This is a genomic window from Bradyrhizobium sp. th-b2 (assembly GCF_000426785.1).
In the GTDB taxonomy this organism is placed as follows: Bacteria; Pseudomonadota; Alphaproteobacteria; order Rhizobiales; family Xanthobacteraceae; genus Bradyrhizobium; species Bradyrhizobium septentrionale.
Genome location: NZ_AUGA01000040.1, coordinates 65,975 through 81,367 on the forward strand (window position 1 = coordinate 65,975; position 15,393 = coordinate 81,367).

19 protein-coding genes are annotated in these 15,393 nt (G+C 64.4%); 13 read left to right on the top strand and 6 right to left on the bottom strand.

Annotated elements, in window-relative coordinates; all coding sequences use genetic code 11:
• Window positions 1-107 precede the first annotated feature (107 nt).
• Window positions 108-407, bottom strand: coding sequence for a hypothetical protein (locus K359_RS0133485; RefSeq protein ID WP_029083224.1), 300 nt, complete (start codon window positions 405-407; stop codon window positions 108-110).
• A 340-nt stretch (window positions 408-747) separates the two neighbouring features.
• On the opposite strand from K359_RS0133485, the gene K359_RS0133490 reads away from it, so the two are divergent.
• Window positions 748-1,017: a metal-sensing transcriptional repressor gene (locus K359_RS0133490; RefSeq protein WP_029083225.1), complete on the top strand. Its 270-nt coding sequence runs from the start codon at window positions 748-750 to the stop codon at window positions 1,015-1,017.
• Between the two features lie 125 nt (window positions 1,018-1,142).
• Here K359_RS0133490 and K359_RS0133495 read toward each other — a convergent pair whose 3' ends face one another.
• Both K359_RS0133495 and K359_RS0133500 read right to left on the bottom strand, forming a co-directional pair.
• On the bottom strand, window positions 1,143-1,409 hold the full coding sequence (locus K359_RS0133495; RefSeq protein WP_029083226.1) for a hypothetical protein: 267 nt from the start codon (window positions 1,407-1,409) through the stop codon (window positions 1,143-1,145).
• A gap of 145 nt (window positions 1,410-1,554) precedes the next feature.
• Window positions 1,555-2,361: a creatininase family protein gene (locus K359_RS0133500; protein ID WP_029083227.1), complete on the bottom strand. Its 807-nt coding sequence runs from the start codon at window positions 2,359-2,361 to the stop codon at window positions 1,555-1,557.
• A gap of 148 nt (window positions 2,362-2,509) precedes the next feature.
• On the opposite strand from K359_RS0133500, the gene K359_RS0133505 reads away from it, so the two are divergent.
• The 9 genes from K359_RS0133505 (at window position 2,510) to K359_RS0133545 (ending at window position 9,739) form a co-directional block, all read left to right on the top strand.
• Entirely contained in the window at window positions 2,510-3,541 is a 1,032-nt protein-coding gene (locus K359_RS0133505) for an ABC transporter substrate-binding protein (RefSeq protein WP_029083228.1), read from the top strand.
• A gap of 7 nt (window positions 3,542-3,548) precedes the next feature.
• On the top strand, window positions 3,549-4,352 hold the full coding sequence (locus K359_RS0133510) for an ABC transporter ATP-binding protein (protein ID WP_051346552.1): 804 nt from the start codon (window positions 3,549-3,551) through the stop codon (window positions 4,350-4,352).
• Window positions 4,349-5,137: an ABC transporter permease gene (locus K359_RS0133515; RefSeq protein ID WP_029083230.1), complete on the top strand. Its 789-nt coding sequence runs from the start codon at window positions 4,349-4,351 to the stop codon at window positions 5,135-5,137. The genes K359_RS0133510 and K359_RS0133515 overlap by 4 nt, the downstream gene beginning before the upstream one ends.
• Window positions 5,137-6,120 carry a 2-hydroxyacid dehydrogenase gene (locus tag K359_RS0133520; protein ID WP_029083231.1) on the top strand — a complete coding sequence of 328 codons (984 nt, stop codon included), beginning with the start codon at window positions 5,137-5,139 and terminating at the stop codon, window positions 6,118-6,120. Before K359_RS0133515 ends, K359_RS0133520 begins: the two co-directional genes overlap by 1 nt.
• The gene (locus K359_RS0133525; protein WP_029083232.1) at window positions 6,120-6,815 is read left to right on the top strand and encodes an AprI/Inh family metalloprotease inhibitor; all 696 of its coding nucleotides are present in this window, start codon (window positions 6,120-6,122) and stop codon (window positions 6,813-6,815) included. Before K359_RS0133520 ends, K359_RS0133525 begins: the two co-directional genes overlap by 1 nt.
• Window positions 6,816-7,127: 312 nt before the next feature.
• Window positions 7,128-7,499, top strand: a complete 372-nt coding sequence (locus K359_RS0133530; protein WP_029083233.1) for a YciI family protein — start codon at window positions 7,128-7,130, stop codon at window positions 7,497-7,499.
• Window positions 7,500-7,511: 12 nt separating this feature from the next.
• Window positions 7,512-7,862, top strand: a complete 351-nt coding sequence (locus tag K359_RS0133535) for a YciI family protein (RefSeq protein WP_029083234.1) — start codon at window positions 7,512-7,514, stop codon at window positions 7,860-7,862.
• A gap of 10 nt (window positions 7,863-7,872) precedes the next feature.
• Window positions 7,873-9,174 (top strand): RNA polymerase sigma factor, encoded by a 1,302-nt coding sequence (locus tag K359_RS0133540; RefSeq protein WP_245284803.1) that lies wholly within the window; start codon window positions 7,873-7,875, stop codon window positions 9,172-9,174.
• Window positions 9,175-9,361: 187 nt separating this feature from the next.
• Complete coding sequence (locus K359_RS0133545) at window positions 9,362-9,739, top strand: hypothetical protein (protein ID WP_029083236.1); 378 nt, start codon at window positions 9,362-9,364, stop codon at window positions 9,737-9,739.
• Here the strand turns inward: K359_RS0133545 and K359_RS0133550 are convergent.
• Complete coding sequence (locus K359_RS0133550; protein ID WP_029083237.1) at window positions 9,729-10,166, bottom strand: hypothetical protein; 438 nt, start codon at window positions 10,164-10,166, stop codon at window positions 9,729-9,731. The two genes, K359_RS0133545 and K359_RS0133550, sit on opposite strands and share 11 nt — an antisense overlap.
• Before the next feature lie 183 nt (window positions 10,167-10,349).
• Between K359_RS0133550 and K359_RS0133555 the strand changes: the two genes are divergently transcribed.
• Both K359_RS0133555 and K359_RS0133560 read left to right on the top strand, forming a co-directional pair.
• A complete protein-coding gene (locus tag K359_RS0133555; protein WP_029083238.1) occupies window positions 10,350-11,378 on the top strand; it encodes a putative zinc-binding metallopeptidase in 1,029 nt (342 codons plus the stop codon).
• Complete coding sequence (locus tag K359_RS0133560; RefSeq protein WP_029083239.1) at window positions 11,375-12,409, top strand: ATP-grasp domain-containing protein; 1,035 nt, start codon at window positions 11,375-11,377, stop codon at window positions 12,407-12,409. The genes K359_RS0133555 and K359_RS0133560 overlap by 4 nt, the downstream gene beginning before the upstream one ends.
• 10 nt (window positions 12,410-12,419) lie before the next feature.
• Here K359_RS0133560 and K359_RS0133565 read toward each other — a convergent pair whose 3' ends face one another.
• Both K359_RS0133565 and K359_RS0133575 read right to left on the bottom strand, forming a co-directional pair.
• On the bottom strand, window positions 12,420-12,695 hold the full coding sequence (locus K359_RS0133565; protein WP_029083240.1) for a hypothetical protein: 276 nt from the start codon (window positions 12,693-12,695) through the stop codon (window positions 12,420-12,422).
• A 384-nt stretch (window positions 12,696-13,079) separates the two neighbouring features.
• Window positions 13,080-13,685, bottom strand: a complete 606-nt coding sequence (locus tag K359_RS0133575; protein ID WP_029083241.1) for a Crp/Fnr family transcriptional regulator — start codon at window positions 13,683-13,685, stop codon at window positions 13,080-13,082.
• Between the two features lie 215 nt (window positions 13,686-13,900).
• Between K359_RS0133575 and K359_RS0133580 the strand changes: the two genes are divergently transcribed.
• Window positions 13,901-14,887: a L,D-transpeptidase family protein gene (locus K359_RS0133580; RefSeq protein ID WP_035977566.1), complete on the top strand. Its 987-nt coding sequence runs from the start codon at window positions 13,901-13,903 to the stop codon at window positions 14,885-14,887.
• The last annotated feature ends 506 nt before the right edge of the window (window positions 14,888-15,393 follow it).

Genomic DNA, 15,393 nt, shown 5'->3' on the forward strand with positions numbered 1-15,393 from the left:
CTGCCGTGAGCAGCGGCATTTCCAGATGTCATGTCGTTCGAAAATCCCGCTGCTGCGCCTGAGTGGCGCGCAACGGGGCAACTAGGTCCTTCGTCCATGTCGGCCTCCTAAATCCGCGCCGCGGCTTTCACCACGTGGCGCGTTGACGTTGCGCGCGGGCCAAGGCGTCGGCCCGCGCGTCGCTGCTGATCGAGATCGCCGCTGGTGTCGTCGATGGTCCACCGGCATTCCAGCCGGCCGTCGATCAGGACCCAATGACAGGCCGGGGTTGGACGCCGACGGTCCGCCGGGCAGCGAAAGCCCGGCAGGTTGTCATTGCAATGCATGGCCGCGCGCGGCGGCATGCGCCGCGGCTCGACAACGCGCCGCGGGCTTGCTTGCCGGAATCTTGCGAGCTTTTCGAACATCGCTCACCTCCACTTCCGCTGGTCGCGGCAGGCCGGTGAGGAGCGGGCGGTTACGTGAGGCGTGACCACCTGTCCACGCAGGCGATATCTGCGCGATCAGTCTTGCTGTGTTGCGGCGTCAATGGTCCCGGCGTCGCGGGGCTACTGTCGCCAGAGTTGCTACTGCCCATGTGCCTTCTGTGCTGGCTCGTGGTCGGGTTGGTGTTCGGGGACAAAGCCCCGGTGCGGAACGATTGTTCCAGCAATCGGGCACTACGCCCGGCACAATGGCCTGTCAAGCCGATTCTACTATCCTCCCGGGAGGATCGTGATTATCCTCCCGGGAGGATAGGAGAACCGCATGTCCGACGACCATCCGCACGCCGCGATCGCCCGCCGCCTCAAGCGTGCCAACGGCCATCTCGAGACTATCGTCGAGATGATCGAGCAGGGCCGGCCCTGTGCGCAGATCGCCCAGCAATTGCAGGCGGTGGAGAGCGCGATCGAAAGCGCCAAGAAGGCGCTGATCCACGATCACATCGGCCACAGCCTGGAAGACACGCTGAAGGCCGGAGGTCCGAAGGGCCGCGCCGTGCTGCGCGACTTCAGGCTGATCGCAAAATATCTGTGACCTGGGCCCGCCTGTCGCGAGCTCACAGCATTGACCCGCCCGGGGGGATTACCGGGCGGGTCTGTTGCGACACGGGGTGGATGAGGACCCGTGTCGAACACAGGATCCGCAGCCTTAGATGTCGATCAGTAGCAGGAGCGCACGCGGCCGATGTAGTTGCCGAAGCCGTCGTACTGGCGCACCCAGGCGCAGCGCCGATAGCCGCCGTTGTAGTAGTAGCCGTCGCTGACCGCGATCGCGCTGCCGACAACGGCGGCGCCGACGAGGCCTGCGCCAACGCCCCAGCCCCAGCCATACGGCCTGGCTTCGGCCTGCGAGGTGGTGGAAGCGATGGTGCCGGTCACGGCGAGCGCGGTGAGGGCGAGGGCGGCAAACTTGGTCTTGATCGACATGGAATGCTCCATCCTGCGAGCGCGGCGCCGGTGTGGTCCGCATGCCCGTTGGACGGAGGCTGTCCGGTTCCGGTTCGAGAGATGAGACCGGAAATATGGCTTCGTGAATTGTTTCGTCGCCACTGCTCCGACGAAGCAATTCCGATCAGCTGCCGCGAAAGATGCTCGGATCGAACTTGTCGACGTCGGCGAGCAGCTCGCAGAACGCGCCTGCGCCGTGCTCGATCAGCTGCTCGCCCTTCTCGGCCGAGGCCTTGGTCGCATCGCCGATCGCGCCGCTCGGGTTGAGGTCCTGCGCCTGCCAGGCGAACGGCGCCGGCCGTTGCGTCGACAGCAAGCGATAATCCTTTTCGATTTTTACGCTGGCGGGCTTGAAGTCCGCGATCGCATCCTGGCGCACGGCTTGCGGATATTTCGCCAGCATGATCGAGGTCTCGACCGCGCCGCCATGGATGCCGTGGCGCAATTCGTCGGCATCGAACAGCCCATCCGGCGTACCGAAGCGCGACCAGCTCGTCGTCACCACCAGCATGCCGTGTTGCGCGCGCAAATCCTGCGCCACCAGCTGCATCGCGGCGGAGTTGCCGCCATGGCTCGTCACCATCACGAGCTTCTTCACCCCGGCGCGCGCCACGCCCACGCCGAGCGCCATCCAGCTGTTCAGCGCCACCCTGGTCGGCAGGGTTAGCGTGCCCGGAAAATCGATGTGCTCGGTCGAGATCCCGACCGGCTGTAGCGGCAGGAACGTCGCCGGCATCGCCGCCGGCAGCAGCTCGCGCACCCGCGCCAGATAGGCCTCACCGATCATGACGTCGGTTCCGAGCGGCAAATGCGGCCCGTGCTGCTCGGTCGCGGCCAGCGGCAGCACCGCGATCCAGCGCGCGGCCGCGTCCCCGGCGATATCGGGCCAGCGGATGGCGGTCCAGTCACGGGGCGGAAGCTGAGAAGTCATCAAGCAAGCGTTTCATTGGGTGGATTTGCAGGCTAGTTGGTTTAACATCATAGAGGCGTCTGCGTCTCCGGGCGCGATCCTCGTCGCCGGGGCATGATCCGCGCCCCGGCCTTCCATCATGGGCCATAATGTCAGACGGAGTCCAACCATGATCCGGGCCTTTTTGCCGCGAGCGTTAACCACGAACCTTCTGGCCGCCGCCCTCTGCGTTGCCGCGGCCATCGTCCCGGCGCGGGCACAGACGCTGGACAAGGTCTCGTTCGGCACCAACTGGGTCGCCGAGGGCGAGCATGGCGGGTTCTTCCAGGCGGTCGCCGACGGCACCTACAAGAAATACGGCCTCGACGTCACGATCGTGCCCGGCGGTCCCAACGAGAACAACCGCATGCTCCTGATCGCGGGCAAGCTCGACTTCTTCATGAGCGCGAACTCGCTGCAGACCTTCGACGCCGTCACCAACAACGTGCCGCTGGTCGCGGTTGCCGCGATGTTCCAGAAGGACCCGCAGGTCTTCCTGACCCATCCCGAGGTCAAGGCCACCAAGATCGAGGATCTGAAGCCGCTGACGCTTTTGATCTCAAAGGAGGGCATCACCAGCTACTTCCAGTGGCTGAAATCGGAATACGGCTTCGACGAGAACAAGGTGAAGCCCTACACCTTCAACCCGCAGCCCTTCATCGTGAACAAGCAGACCGCAATGCAGGGCTATGTCACCTCGGAGCCCTTTGCGGTGGAGAAGGCCGCCGGCTTCAAGCCGAACGTGCTGCTGCTCGCCGATTACGGGTTCAACTCCTACTCGACCCTGATCGAGACCCGCCGCGACCTGGTCGACAAGAAGCCGGATCTGGTGCAGCGCTTCGTCGATGCCTCTGTTGTCGGCTGGTTCCATTATGTCTACGGCGACAACTCGGCCGGCAATGCGATGATCAAGAAGCTCAATCCCGACATGAACGACGAGCTGCTGGCCTATTGCGTCGCCAAGATGCGCGAGCACGGCATCGTCGATTCCGGCGATTCCATCAAGAACGGCATCGGCGCCATGACGGACGAGCGGATGGCGAGCTTCTTCGACAAGATGGTGCGCGCCGGCGTGGTCAAGAGCACCATCGACTACCGCCAGGGCTACACGCTGCGCTTCGTCAACAAGGCGGTCGGCGTCGAGCTCCGGCCGAAGAACTGACGGCCGGATGGCGGGGGCTGCGTTGTCTGAATCCGATGCCCGGTCAGCCGTGCGCCTGCGCGGCGTCACCAAGACCTATGACTCCGGCGTGACGGCGCTCGGGCCGCTCGACCTCGATGTCTCCGGCGGCGAGTTCGTCTCGCTGCTCGGGCCCTCCGGTTGCGGCAAGTCCACCGCGCTGCGGCTGATTGCCGGCCTCGCCACGCCCAGCGCCGGCACGGTCGAGCTCGCCCATCACGGCACCGAGCCGCGCGGCAGCCACAGGATCGGCTTCGTGTTTCAGGAGCCGACCCTGATGCCGTGGGCCAACGTGCGCGACAATGTCCGCCTGCCGCTGAAGCTCGCCCGCGTGCCTGCGGCCGGCGCCGATGCGCGCATCGCGGCCGCGCTCGATCAGGTCGGGCTCAGCGAGTTCGCGAACGCCTATCCGCGCGAATTGTCCGGCGGCATGAAGATGCGGGTGTCGCTGGCGCGCGCGCTGGTCACCGACCCGGATATCCTGTTGATGGACGAACCGTTCGCGGCGCTCGACGAGATCACGCGCTTTCGCCTCAACAACGACCTGTTGTCGCTGTGGCGTAATTTGCACAAGACCGTCATCTTCGTGACGCACTCGGTGTTCGAGTCGGTGTATCTCTCGCAACGCGTGATCGTGATGACCGCGCGCCCGGGCCGGATCGATGCCGAGTTTCGCATCACATCGTCCGAGCCACGCGGTGAGGAGTTCCGCACCTCGGCCGAATATGCCGCGCTCTGCCGCGAGGTCTCCAGTGCACTGGCGCCGTCCTATGCAGGGCAGGCGGGCGCATGAAGTCTCCGCAGGATCTCGTGCGCTTCCTGCTTCCCGTCGCGGTGTTCGCCGCGGGCCTCGTGCTCTGGGAAGCCATCGTCCGCGCCTATGGCATCCAGCCCTATGTGCTGCCGAGCCCGCTTCTGGTGCTGAAGACGCTGGTTGCGGACTGGCCGGTGCTGTCGCAATCGCTCGGCGTCACGCTGTTGACCACGCTCGAAGGCTTCGTTGCCGCCGCGATCGGCGGCGTGGTGCTGGCGCTGCTGTTCAACCAGTCCAAATGGCTGGAATATTCGCTGTTCCCCTATGCGGTGGTGCTGCAGGTCACGCCCGTGATCGCGATCGCGCCGTTGCTCCTGATCTATCTGCAGCAGCAGACCGCGGTGATCGTCTGCGCCTGGATCGTGGCGTTCTTTCCGGTGCTGTCGAACACCACGCTCGGCCTCAACTCGGTCGATCGCAACCTCGCCGGATTGTTTCAATTGTATGGCGCCTCACGGCTGCAGACGCTGCTGTTCCTGAAGCTGCCGGCGGCGCTGCCCTATATCCTCGGCGGCCTGCGCATCGCCGGCGGGCTGTCGCTGATCGGCGCCGTGGTCGCGGAGATCGCGGCGGGCAGCGCCGGCGCCGGCTCGGGCCTGGCGTTCCGGATCGCTGAATCGGGCTACCGGCTGAATATTCCCCGCATGTTTGCAGCACTTCTTCTGCTATCGCTGGCCGGGATTGTCATCTATGGGGTGCTGGCGCTAGTTTCGCATCTTCTGTTGCGGCGTTGGCATGAGAGCGCGTTAGGAAAGGACAATTGATGGCCCCGATTTCTTCCGAAAAGATCGATCTGTTGATCTATGGACCTGTCAGGCCAATCCTCGAAAACGGCTTTTCCGATCAATACGTGCTGCACCGGGCCGAAAGCCGCGGCGACCTCGAACGCCTGACGGGCGAGACGAAGGACAAGATCCGCGGTATCGCCGTCACCTATCACACGATGGCGACCGACAAGACCGCGATGGCGCTGTTTCCGAAGCTTGAGATCGTCGGCAGCTTCGGCGTCGGCTATGACCACGTCGATTCCCATTACGCCCGCGATCACAATATTGTGGTCACCAATACGCCCGACGTGCTGACCGAGGAGGTCGCCGACGTCGCGATGGGGCTGTTGATCGCGACGCTGCGCGAGTTCGTCAAGGCCGACCGCTATGTGCGCTCCGGCCTGTGGCAGACCCAGAACTATCCGCTCAGCGTCGGCTCGTTGCGCGACCGCAAGATCGGCATCGTTGGCATGGGCCGGATCGGCCAGGCCATCGGCCGCCGCCTCGAAGCGTCGCGCGTGCCGGTGTCCTATCACTCGCGCAATCCGTCCAAGGACGTCGCCTACAAGCACTATCCCGATCTGATCGAGATGGCGAAGGCGGTCGACACCCTGATCGTCATCGTGCCCGGCGGCGCCTCGACCGCGAAGATGATCAATGCCGATGTGCTGAAGGCGCTTGGGCCCCGTGGCGTGCTGATCAATGTCGCGCGTGGCTCTGTGGTCGACGAACCGGCGCTGGTCGCGGCGCTGAAATCCGGCACCATCCTGGCCGCCGGTCTCGACGTGTTCGCGGCCGAGCCGAACGTGCCGGACGAGCTCAAGGCGATGCAGAATGTCGTGCTGCTGCCGCATATCGGCTCGGCCTCGGTGGTGACGCGCAATGCGATGGACCAGCTCGTGGTCGACAACATCAAGAACTGGTTCGCCGGCAAGCCGCCGCTGACGCCGGTTGCCGAAACCCCGGTGAAGGGCCGCTGATGACCCTGTCCCGCTTCAACGTCGCGCTCCTGCTGCTGCTGGCCGCATCCGGTCCGGCAGCCGCGCAGGATGCCTCGACGTTGAAGAAGGACATGATCGGGCAGTGGGAGCTCGCCACCACCGAGCGCAGCAAGACCTGCGTCGTGACCCTGAAACCGGATCAGACGCCGCAAGGCTTCAAGCTCGAGCTCGAGCCGGCCTGCGCCGCCGCGCTGCCCTTCACCAAGGACATCGCCGGCTGGAGCATCAAGGGTCTCGGCGACATCGTGCGGCTGCAGAACGCGGCCGGCGAGGCCGTGATCGATTTCACCGAGGTCGAGACCGGCATCTTCGAGGGCATGCGCACCAACGAGGGCGTCTACATCCTGCAAAACCTCGCCGCCGCGCGCTCGCTCGCCAAGTCGATGGACCAGATGATCGGCGACTGGTCGATGGTGCGCGGCAATGGCCAGGCGATCTGCGTGCTGGTGCTGACGAACACCGAGGCCGGCAACGACAATTTCCAGGTGTTCCTGAAAGGCAAATGCGATCCGGCGGTCGCGGCCTTCAATCCGTCGCTGTGGCGGCTCGATCACGGCCAGATGGTCCTGATGTCGCCCAAGGGAGAAACCTGGCAGTTTGAAGCCGACGACAACGCCCAGTGGCGCCGCGTCCCCGACAGCGCCGACCCGCTGATCATGCTGCGGGAGCAGTAAGGCGGGTGTTCGCTTGCCTTCCCCGCTTGCGGGCTAGTTCCCCGTCATCCTGAGGAGCCGCGAAGCGGCGTCTCGAAGGATCGACGGCCACAAGCCGGGCCGCGCACCCTTCGAGGCTCGCCCAGCGGCGCAATTGCGCCGCAAGGCTCGCACCTCAAGGTGACGGGGAGGGGATTGTCGCCCTCTTACGCAGCAATACTCAAAAATAATTCCCAGCCCCCTGTCGATCCTGCCCGCCCCGGATCGTCGTCCCCCATAGCGAGCCGATTTCACCGCAATAATCCTGCCGCTCGCCGGGAACAGGAGCATTTCATGCGCTTTATGTCGATCGTCCTCTCGTCCCAGCCGCCGCAGCAGCCGACCCCGGAACTGCTGGAGGCGATGCACAAGCTCGCCGACCGCGAGATCAAGGCCGGCCGCATGATCGACAATGCCGGCCTGATGCCGCTTGCCACCGGCGCGCAGGTTCGCCTGGTCGGCGGCGAGCTCAGCGTCGTCGACGGCCCCTTCGTCGAGGCCAAGGAGGTGATCGGCGGCTATGCCATTTCGGAGCTCCGCAGCAAGGAGGAGGCGGTGGCGCTCGCGGTCGAGTTCATGCAGCTGCACAGGGAGCACATGCCGGGCTGGGAAGGTACCTGCGAGGTCCGCGCCTTTGCCGGCTTTGCCGGCCAGTGCGGTGAATAGAGGAGGCACGCGATGCGCTTCATGTATGTCCTGGTCGCCGAGAAGCCGATGTTGCCAAATCCCGCGCTGCGCGAGGCGATCGGCAAGCTCGCCGAACGTGAGATCGCGGCCGGCCGCATGCTTGATACGGGCGCACTGCTGCCCCGAACGGCGGGCGCGGAGGTGAAGATCAAGGACCGCAAGCTCACCGTCACCGATGGTCCTTTCATGGAGGCCAAGGAGGTGGTCGGCGGTTACGCGGTTTTCGAGCTGAAGGACAAGGAGGAAGCCGTGGCGCGCGCGGTCGAGTTCATGCAGCTTCATCTTGACCACATGCCGGATTGGGAACTGTCATGCGAGGTTCGTCCCTTCATGGAGTGCTGACGATGATGGCGTGTTGCCGGTGTCCGGCGTGACCGCGGACGACATCCAGCGCACCATTCTCGGTGTCTGGCGCATCGAGCAGCCGCGGCTGATCACCAGCCTGTCGCGGATGCTGCGCGATGTGCCGCTCGCCGAGGATCTGACCCAGGAAGCGCTGGTCGCGGCGCTCGAGCACTGGCCGGTCAGCGGCGTCCCGGAGAAACCGGGCGCCTGGCTGATGGCGACCGCCAAGCGCCGCGCGCTCGATCATCTCAGGCGCAATCGCATGCTCAGCCAGCGGCACGGCATGCTTGCGCACGATCTGGCGCGGGAGCAGGAGACCATGCCCGATTTCGATTCCGCGCTTGACGACGATATCGGCGACGAATTGCTGCGGCTGATCTTCACCGCCTGCCATCCGCTTCTGTCGCGGGAGGCGCGTGCCGCGCTGGCACTGCGGATGATCTGCGGCCTGACCACCGAGGAGATCGCGCGCGCCTTCCTGCAGACCGAGGCGGCGATCGCCCAGCGTATCGTACGCGCCAAGCGCACGCTGTCGGAATCCGGCCTCGCCTACGAGACGCCGCGCGGCGCGGAATTGTCGGAGCGGCTCGCCTCGGTGCTCGAAATCGTCTACCTCATCTTCAACGAGGGCTACACCGCGGCGACCGGCGACCAATGGCTGCGGCCGCAGCTCTGCTACGAGGCGCTGCGCCTGGGCCGCGTGCTGACCGCGATCGCCCCATTGGAGCCGGAAGCGCACGGCCTCACCGCACTGATGGAGCTCAACGCCTCGCGGATGGCGGCGCGCACCGATGCGAACGGCGAGCCGATCCTGCTGATGGACCAGAACCGTGCCCGCTGGGACCGCCTGCAAATCCGCCGCGGCCAGCTCGCGCTGGCGCGCGCCCGCGAGCTCGGCGGCGCCGGCGGCTTCTATGTGCTGCAGGCTGCGATCGTCTCCTGCCACGCCGAGGCCGGGACATCGGACGCGACCGACTGGCGCCGCATCGCCACCCTCTACGGCGATCTCGCCGCGCTAGTAAAATCGCCGGTGATCGAGCTCAACCGCGCGGTCGCGATCGGCATGGCGGAAGGTCCGCTCGCCGCGCTCGCGATCGTCGACGGTCTCGCGCACGAGCCGGCGCTTAATTCCTATCATCTGCTGCCGAGCGTGCGCGGCGATTTGCTGCACCGGCTGAGCCGCTTCGCCGAGGCCCGCGTCGCGTTCGAGGCCGCGGCCGATCTCGCCGGCAATACGCGGGAGCGCGAATTGTTGCAGCGGCGTGCGGCTGCGGCCGCGCGCGCCGCGCAGGACCCCGGCCGCCGCTGACCGCTCCGCAGTTTCGACGCAAAGCGCCGCCACGTAGCCCGCATGAGCGCAGCGACATGCGGGGCGTTGCGACGACCGGCCCCGGGTATCGCTCCGCTCACCCGGGCTACGGGTCACGCGCTTCCGCGATTTCGACTCAAACCTGCGGCATGCTCGGACGAAATGTATTGGATCGGGAACCGCGACCATGACGAAACCCTCGGTGCTGGCGATCGGTCTCGATCCGGCCTTCGTCGATCTCGCCGCCTTCCCGCAGTTTACCCCCGAGCTGGTGCGCAGCTACATCGACGCGCAGATCGACGGCCTGCGGACGCTTGGCTACGACGTCGAGAGCTGCCTGATCGATACAGGCGAGACCGCCGAAGCGGTGACGGCGGCGGCCCTCAACGCGCGTCGCTACGATTGCGTCGTGATCGGCGCCGGGTTGCGCGAGCCGTCGGAACGGCTGCTGCTGTTCGAGACGATCCTCAATCTGGTGCACCGGCTCGCGCCCGATGCCTCGATCTGCTTCAATACCAATCCCGCCGACACCACTGCTGCCGTGCAGCGCTGGGTCAGGCCTTAGGCGCAACCAGCGCCGCCTTGCCGCGCAGCCCCCACAACAGCAGGATCGATGCTGCGATGATCGCAAGACCGATCGAGATGAACCCTGCGGTCACGAGCGTTTCCTGCCATGGCGCGGCACTGAGGCCGGGCGCTGCGATCGGCGAAAGTGCGCCGGTTCCGAGAATGGCGGCGATCGTGGTCACGGCCCAGTTGCCGTAGGTCCCGCACAGCAGCGCCCAGTAGGCTATCGCGCTAGCGCGGGACGGCAGCCTGACCTCGCTCCAGATCGCGCCGACCGCGAGCAGGAAGGTGCCGTTCATGACGCCTTCGAGATGTGCCGCCAGCGCCATCCGCACATTGCTGAAGTGCTGCTCGAGAAGGCCGGTGACCAGCCCAATCAGGAACAAGGCCATGCCGTGAAAAAGCAGCCGTCGCCGATAATCCATTCTCGTCCCCTCAAATTGCCTAAGTGAATATCGGTCGACTATACCAGAAAGCGCGAGGGCGTTTGCGTTCCGCGCGGTCGCTGCCCGGCCTGATCGGGGGCCGTCGCGAAGGCCGGGCGGTTGTGACCGGCAGCAACCTATGACAGCATCCGGATTTCGATTTGCCGTGACGTCTGGAGACCTATGCCGCGCCGGAGATATGCCTGGGAGAATCTGACGGATGAGCAGTTGCTGGAGCAACGCCTCAGCAGCCTGAGGGTGAGGGTCGAGGGCACCTGGCTCGCGGACTGCGTCAGCACGCTTAGCGAGGAGCTCGAGGAACGGGGGCTGCGGCTGCGGCCGCACGCGTGGATATCGAGCGAATGGTTCAGTCCGTCGAGTACGCCCGGCATCGCTATTCCGTTCTATCTCGCCCATCCTCGCCTGATGAAGCTCGAGAAGAAGATGATGCTCGACGTCGAGGGCGGCACCTGGTCCGAGTGCATGGCCATTCTCCGTCACGAGGCCGGCCACGTGATCCAGCACGGCTACCAGCTGCAACGCCGCCGGCGCTGGCAGCAGCTGTTCGGTCCGTCGTCGCGCCACTACCCGCGCTACTACCGGCCGAATCCGGCCAGCCGGAATTATGTCCAGCATCTTCGGCTGTGGTACGCGCAGAGCCATCCGGACGAGGATTTTGCGGAAACCTTCGCGGTGTGGCTGCGGCCGCGTTCGAACTGGCGGACGCGCTATGCCGGCTGGCCGGCACTGAAGAAGCTCGAATATGTCGACGAGCTGATGGGCGAGATTGCCGGCAAGCGGCCGCTGCTCACATCGCGCGAGCGCGTCGATCCATTACATTCACTCAAGCAGACGCTCGGCGAGCACTACAAGAAGAAGCAGGCGTTCTACGCCTTCAATCCACCGAAGACCTATGATCGCGACCTGTCCAAGCTGTTCTCGGCCGATCCACGGCATCAACGGCATCCGGCGGCCTCACTCTTCATCAGGCGGCACCGCGCCCAGATCAGGCAGCTGGTCGCGCGCTGGACCGGCGAGAACCAGCTGACGCTCGATGCCGTGCTTGATGATATGATCTCGCGCTGTCGCGAGCTCAATCTGCGCGCCGTCGGCCCTGAGCAGAAGCTCGTCGCCAACTTCACCATCCTGCTCACCGCCAAGACCATGCACGCGCTGTTCGGCCCGTCGCGCCGGAAATGGATCGCGCTATGAAACGTCTTCGCATTCTCGTGCTGATGCACCCGGACTTCGTGCCGCCGGATTCCTCGGACGGCTACTCCGCCCAGGAGATCAATGCCTGGAAAACGGAATACGACGTCGTCAGCACCTTGCGCGCGGCCGGCCATGAGGTCCGTCCGCTCGGCGTGCAGGAGGAAATCAAGCCGGTCCGCGACGCGATCGAAAATTTCAAGCCGCATGTGGTGTTCACGCTGCTGGAGGAATTCCACTACGAGGTGGTGTATGACCAGCACATCGCGAGTTATCTCGAGTTGATGAAGATCCCCTATACCGGGTGCAACCCGCGTGGCCTGATCCTGGCGCGTGGCAAGGATCTGTCCAAGACGCTGGTGCATCATCGCCGCATTCCGGTGCCGGCCTTCGCCGTGTTCCCGATGCGCCGCAAGGTCAAGCGGCCGCCGCGTCTGGCGTTACCGCTGATCGTCAAGAGCCTGAGCTCGGATGGATCGCTCGGCATCTCGCAGGCTTCCATCGTCGACACCGACGAGAAGCTCGCCGAGCGGGTCGCCTTCATCCACGAACGGATCGGAACCGCCGCCATCGCCGAGCAGTTCATCGAGGGGCGCGAGCTTTATGTCGGCGTGCTTGGCAACAACAGGCTGCGGGTTCTGCCGGTCTGGGAATTGAAGTTCGGCAGCATGGGCGGTCACAGTGCGCGGCACATCGCCACCGAGAAGGTCAAGCACGATCCGAGCTATCAGGAGCGCATCGGAATTGAGGACGGGCCGGCCGGGAATCTGACGCCGGAACTATCCGCCCATATTCAACGGCTGGCGAAACGCATCTACCGGACGCTCGGGCTCGATGGCTACGCGCGCATCGATTTCCGCCTCTCGACCAATGGCGTTCCCTATTTCATCGAGGCCAATCCCAATCCTGAAATCGCCAGGAGCCAGGAGTTCGCAACCGCGGCCCTGCATGACGGGCTGGACTACGCGGGTCTGCTGCATCGCATTGTGACCCTGGGCATGAGCCGCGCAAAGGCGGGCGTATCGCTGGGCTGAACCGAAGCCGCTACAGGCTGCGCTGCGTCGGCGTATGGCGCCGGCCGTCCCTTGGGATGAACATCGCAAACGTTTCCCTAACGCGCGCCGCCGGCGTCGGGTCGACAGCGGCGGCCGAGACCGGGGCCGCGGTGGGACGGAACGCATCGCCTTCGGGCCAGCGCCGTGCAACGACGTCGCCGACCGGCGCCATCATGAGCAAGTCGACGTTGCGGCAGGCGTCGTAGACGTACAAACCGGCAAGAAAAATCGATACGGCAACAAGAATCGTCCTGAAAATCGGCATTGTGATTGCGCCTTCTTGATTGAGGCGAACAATGCCCTGCGACAGTGAACCGCGCGTTTAGCGGTCCGATCGATCGGTCGATACGGTTCCCACGTGGTGAAACGGTTCCCACTTCGTGCGATGGCTGCGTAAACGGCTCGCTTACCAATGCCCTCAAGATTGCAGCAACCAGCTTTCCTCAACGGGGCGAAAGAAGTCTCTGGCATTGAGAGACCAAGAAAAACACTGAGGAGGCACCATGTTCGTCGCCATTCGAGTCATGATCCTGATCGCCAGTGCTTATGCAGGCTCGGCCGTCGCAGAGATGCAGTTTGCGCCGTTGCCGAGCCCAGCGGTTTCGTCCGCGCCGTAGGACCGGCAGGCGACGCGCATCTTCCGGCGCGGTTACACCGGATTGGGCGCGGCAGCCCCGATTGCACGGGCCGCGTTCTCCGTCATCCGGGTCGCCGTCAGTCGCAGAAAATACAGCGACAGTCCTGGATTGCGCTCGCACAGCTTCTTCAGCGCAGCGTCGCTGATCCACAGCAGATCCACATCCGTTGCCGCCACGGCAGTTTGCGTGCGACGCCGTTCGAGGGAAAACAGTCCGATCTCTCCGAACAGTTCGCCTGCCGATACCCCGCGATCGATCTCGGGAAACCTGACCTGCCCCGATACGACCATATAGAGAAGGTCGGCATCGTCGCCTTTCCTGAAGATGGTTTCTCCTGCCTTGATGTGCTTTGCGTGCATGAACGGTTGCAGCCAGTTCGGAGAAAGATCCGTCGCCGCAGCAAGCTTTGCCTTGCGGAGCAGGCGGACCATCTGGAACAGCAGCAGCAGAATGATGTGAAGGATGAGCACTGGATAGATCCGGTCGCCCAATCCATAGCTGATGAACGCCAGATTGCTGAATATCGCGACGGTGCGCAGGCTCAACATGGTGCTCATGCAGAACGTCAGCAGTACAAGCGCCGACGCGAGGTAACCCAAGCCATCGATCAAGGTCATGGCAGCACCCACTGGAAAATGAACTGCAAGAAAAGTGTTCTGAAAGCGACTTCCAACCTTTGCTAGAGCGCTCATTTTCTTGGGCGGAAATGAGGCCGGCCCGCGCATCAGGCGGAACAGGCCTCCGTGATGCGACCTCCGCTGACGGTGCCGCTTGCATTGGAACTTCGCAGCTTTCCGTGGCTTTACCGAAGGTTGCCACGTTGGGATGCGAGATGTTCCGGCCCCTTGCCATTGTGCTGCTGCTTGTGTCGACCGCGCCGGCGGCGGCGGGTCTCGACGCGGCCTCGATCAACGATGCGGCGGCGCCGTCGGCAAAATTGCCCGGCCCTCACCAGGTCAATGCCTCCGTTGCGAGGCTCGAAATTATGCTCGATCGCGCGCATTTCTCCCCCGGCGAGATCGATGGCAAGCTGGGCGAGAACGCACGGAAGGCGCTGACGGCCTTTGCCGGGGCAAATGGATTGTCGTTCGACAAGGCGGTGACGGCGGACCTCTGGACCAGGCTTGCCGCTGCCAGCGACGGAGCTGCGATCGTCAACTACACGATAGCGGAGGCGGACGTGAAAGGGCCGTTCCTCGAGAAGTTGCCGCCGAAAATGGAAGGCATGAAGGATCTGCCGGCTCTGGGCTACAGAAGTCCACGCGAAGCGCTCGCCGAGAAATTCCACATGAGCGAGGAGTTGCTGCAAGCGCTCAATCCCGGACAGAAATTCGACAAGGCCGGCGATACGATCGCGGTTGCGAACGTCCTCGACACGGGAAATCCGGCGCCGGTTGCACGCGTCGAGGTCGACAAGACCCGGCAGACGCTCAGCACTTTCGACGCTGCGGGGAAGCTCGTTGCATTCTATCCCGCAACGGTCGGCAGTGCGGAGAAGCCGACGCCGAGCGGGACGTTGAAGGTGACGGCGATCAACAAGAACCCGACCTATCGCTACAACCCCGACTACAAGTTCAAGGGCGTCAAGTCGAAGCGGCCTTTCACGATCAAGCCCGGTCCGAACAACCCGGTCGGCTCGATGTGGATCAACCTCTCGGCGGAAGGCTATGGCATTCACGGTACCCCCGATCCCGGAAAGGTCTCGAAGGCGGAGTCCCACGGCTGCGTCCGGCTGACCAACTGGGACGCGGGGCGCGTCGCGGCCGGCCTTGCGAAAGGCACGCCGGTGGCGTTCGTGGAGAGCGCGATAATGCGATGAACGTCGGAGGGTGATCGAGCCGCGCAACGAGGGGGAGGCGTGGTCAGTAGAGCGTGGGATGGGTGGAGCGAAGCGAGACCCATCAATTCCCTTCCGCGGCGCAAATGATGGGTTTCGCTGCGGTCTACCCATCCTGCGAGTCGACGGGCTGTCAATCTTCGATTTATTTGTTCGGCTTTTCAGAATTCGACTTGACGCTTGACCCAACTTAGATGTTCAATATGCCCGTCTCACCCGATCGAGGGGCGCTTCGCGGTCGTCACGAACGCGGTGTGGGATGCGGTGGACGCGGAATGCGCGACTGACGAGTGCGCATGAGGCGGACGGTGAAGTCGTGTGGTCCTGACGCCCAACTAGCGGCAGGTGTCTCGTCGCAAGACGCAAGCGCGTTTTGCGAAGGCGGTGACAAGCAAGCCCAGTCTCGCCGGGGAGAGCACGAAGTAAGCCGTAACCCATCGCGCAGGGAAAGCCGGATTGCTCCGGTTACACCTGTGGTCCTACCCCCG

What these genes read in the sequence shown, in the direction of transcription:
- K359_RS0133560 (WP_029083239.1), top strand. Translation starts at nt 11,375, where the DNA reads ATGAAACGTCTTCGCATTCTCGTGCTGATGCACCCGGACTTCGTGCCG.
- K359_RS0133490 (WP_029083225.1), top strand. Translation starts at nt 748, where the DNA reads ATGTCCGACGACCATCCGCACGCCGCGATCGCCCGCCGCCTCAAGCGT.
- K359_RS0133515 (WP_029083230.1), top strand. Translation starts at nt 4,349, where the DNA reads ATGAAGTCTCCGCAGGATCTCGTGCGCTTCCTGCTTCCCGTCGCGGTG.
- K359_RS0133545 (WP_029083236.1), top strand. Translation starts at nt 9,362, where the DNA reads ATGACGAAACCCTCGGTGCTGGCGATCGGTCTCGATCCGGCCTTCGTC.
- K359_RS0133550 (WP_029083237.1), bottom strand. Translation starts at nt 10,166, where the DNA reads ATGGATTATCGGCGACGGCTGCTTTTTCACGGCATGGCCTTGTTCCTG.
- K359_RS0133565 (WP_029083240.1), bottom strand. Translation starts at nt 12,695, where the DNA reads ATGCCGATTTTCAGGACGATTCTTGTTGCCGTATCGATTTTTCTTGCC.
- K359_RS0133495 (WP_029083226.1), bottom strand. Translation starts at nt 1,409, where the DNA reads ATGTCGATCAAGACCAAGTTTGCCGCCCTCGCCCTCACCGCGCTCGCC.
- K359_RS0133535 (WP_029083234.1), top strand. Translation starts at nt 7,512, where the DNA reads ATGCGCTTCATGTATGTCCTGGTCGCCGAGAAGCCGATGTTGCCAAAT.
- K359_RS0133510 (WP_051346552.1), top strand. Translation starts at nt 3,549, where the DNA reads ATGGCGGGGGCTGCGTTGTCTGAATCCGATGCCCGGTCAGCCGTGCGC.
- K359_RS0133530 (WP_029083233.1), top strand. Translation starts at nt 7,128, where the DNA reads ATGCGCTTTATGTCGATCGTCCTCTCGTCCCAGCCGCCGCAGCAGCCG.
- K359_RS0133520 (WP_029083231.1), top strand. Translation starts at nt 5,137, where the DNA reads ATGGCCCCGATTTCTTCCGAAAAGATCGATCTGTTGATCTATGGACCT.
- K359_RS0133555 (WP_029083238.1), top strand. Translation starts at nt 10,350, where the DNA reads ATGCCGCGCCGGAGATATGCCTGGGAGAATCTGACGGATGAGCAGTTG.
- K359_RS0133500 (WP_029083227.1), bottom strand. Translation starts at nt 2,361, where the DNA reads ATGACTTCTCAGCTTCCGCCCCGTGACTGGACCGCCATCCGCTGGCCC.
- K359_RS0133575 (WP_029083241.1), bottom strand. Translation starts at nt 13,685, where the DNA reads ATGACCTTGATCGATGGCTTGGGTTACCTCGCGTCGGCGCTTGTACTG.
- K359_RS0133580 (WP_035977566.1), top strand. Translation starts at nt 13,901, where the DNA reads ATGTTCCGGCCCCTTGCCATTGTGCTGCTGCTTGTGTCGACCGCGCCG.
- K359_RS0133525 (WP_029083232.1), top strand. Translation starts at nt 6,120, where the DNA reads ATGACCCTGTCCCGCTTCAACGTCGCGCTCCTGCTGCTGCTGGCCGCA.
- K359_RS0133505 (WP_029083228.1), top strand. Translation starts at nt 2,510, where the DNA reads ATGATCCGGGCCTTTTTGCCGCGAGCGTTAACCACGAACCTTCTGGCC.
- K359_RS0133485 (WP_029083224.1), bottom strand. Translation starts at nt 407, where the DNA reads ATGTTCGAAAAGCTCGCAAGATTCCGGCAAGCAAGCCCGCGGCGCGTT.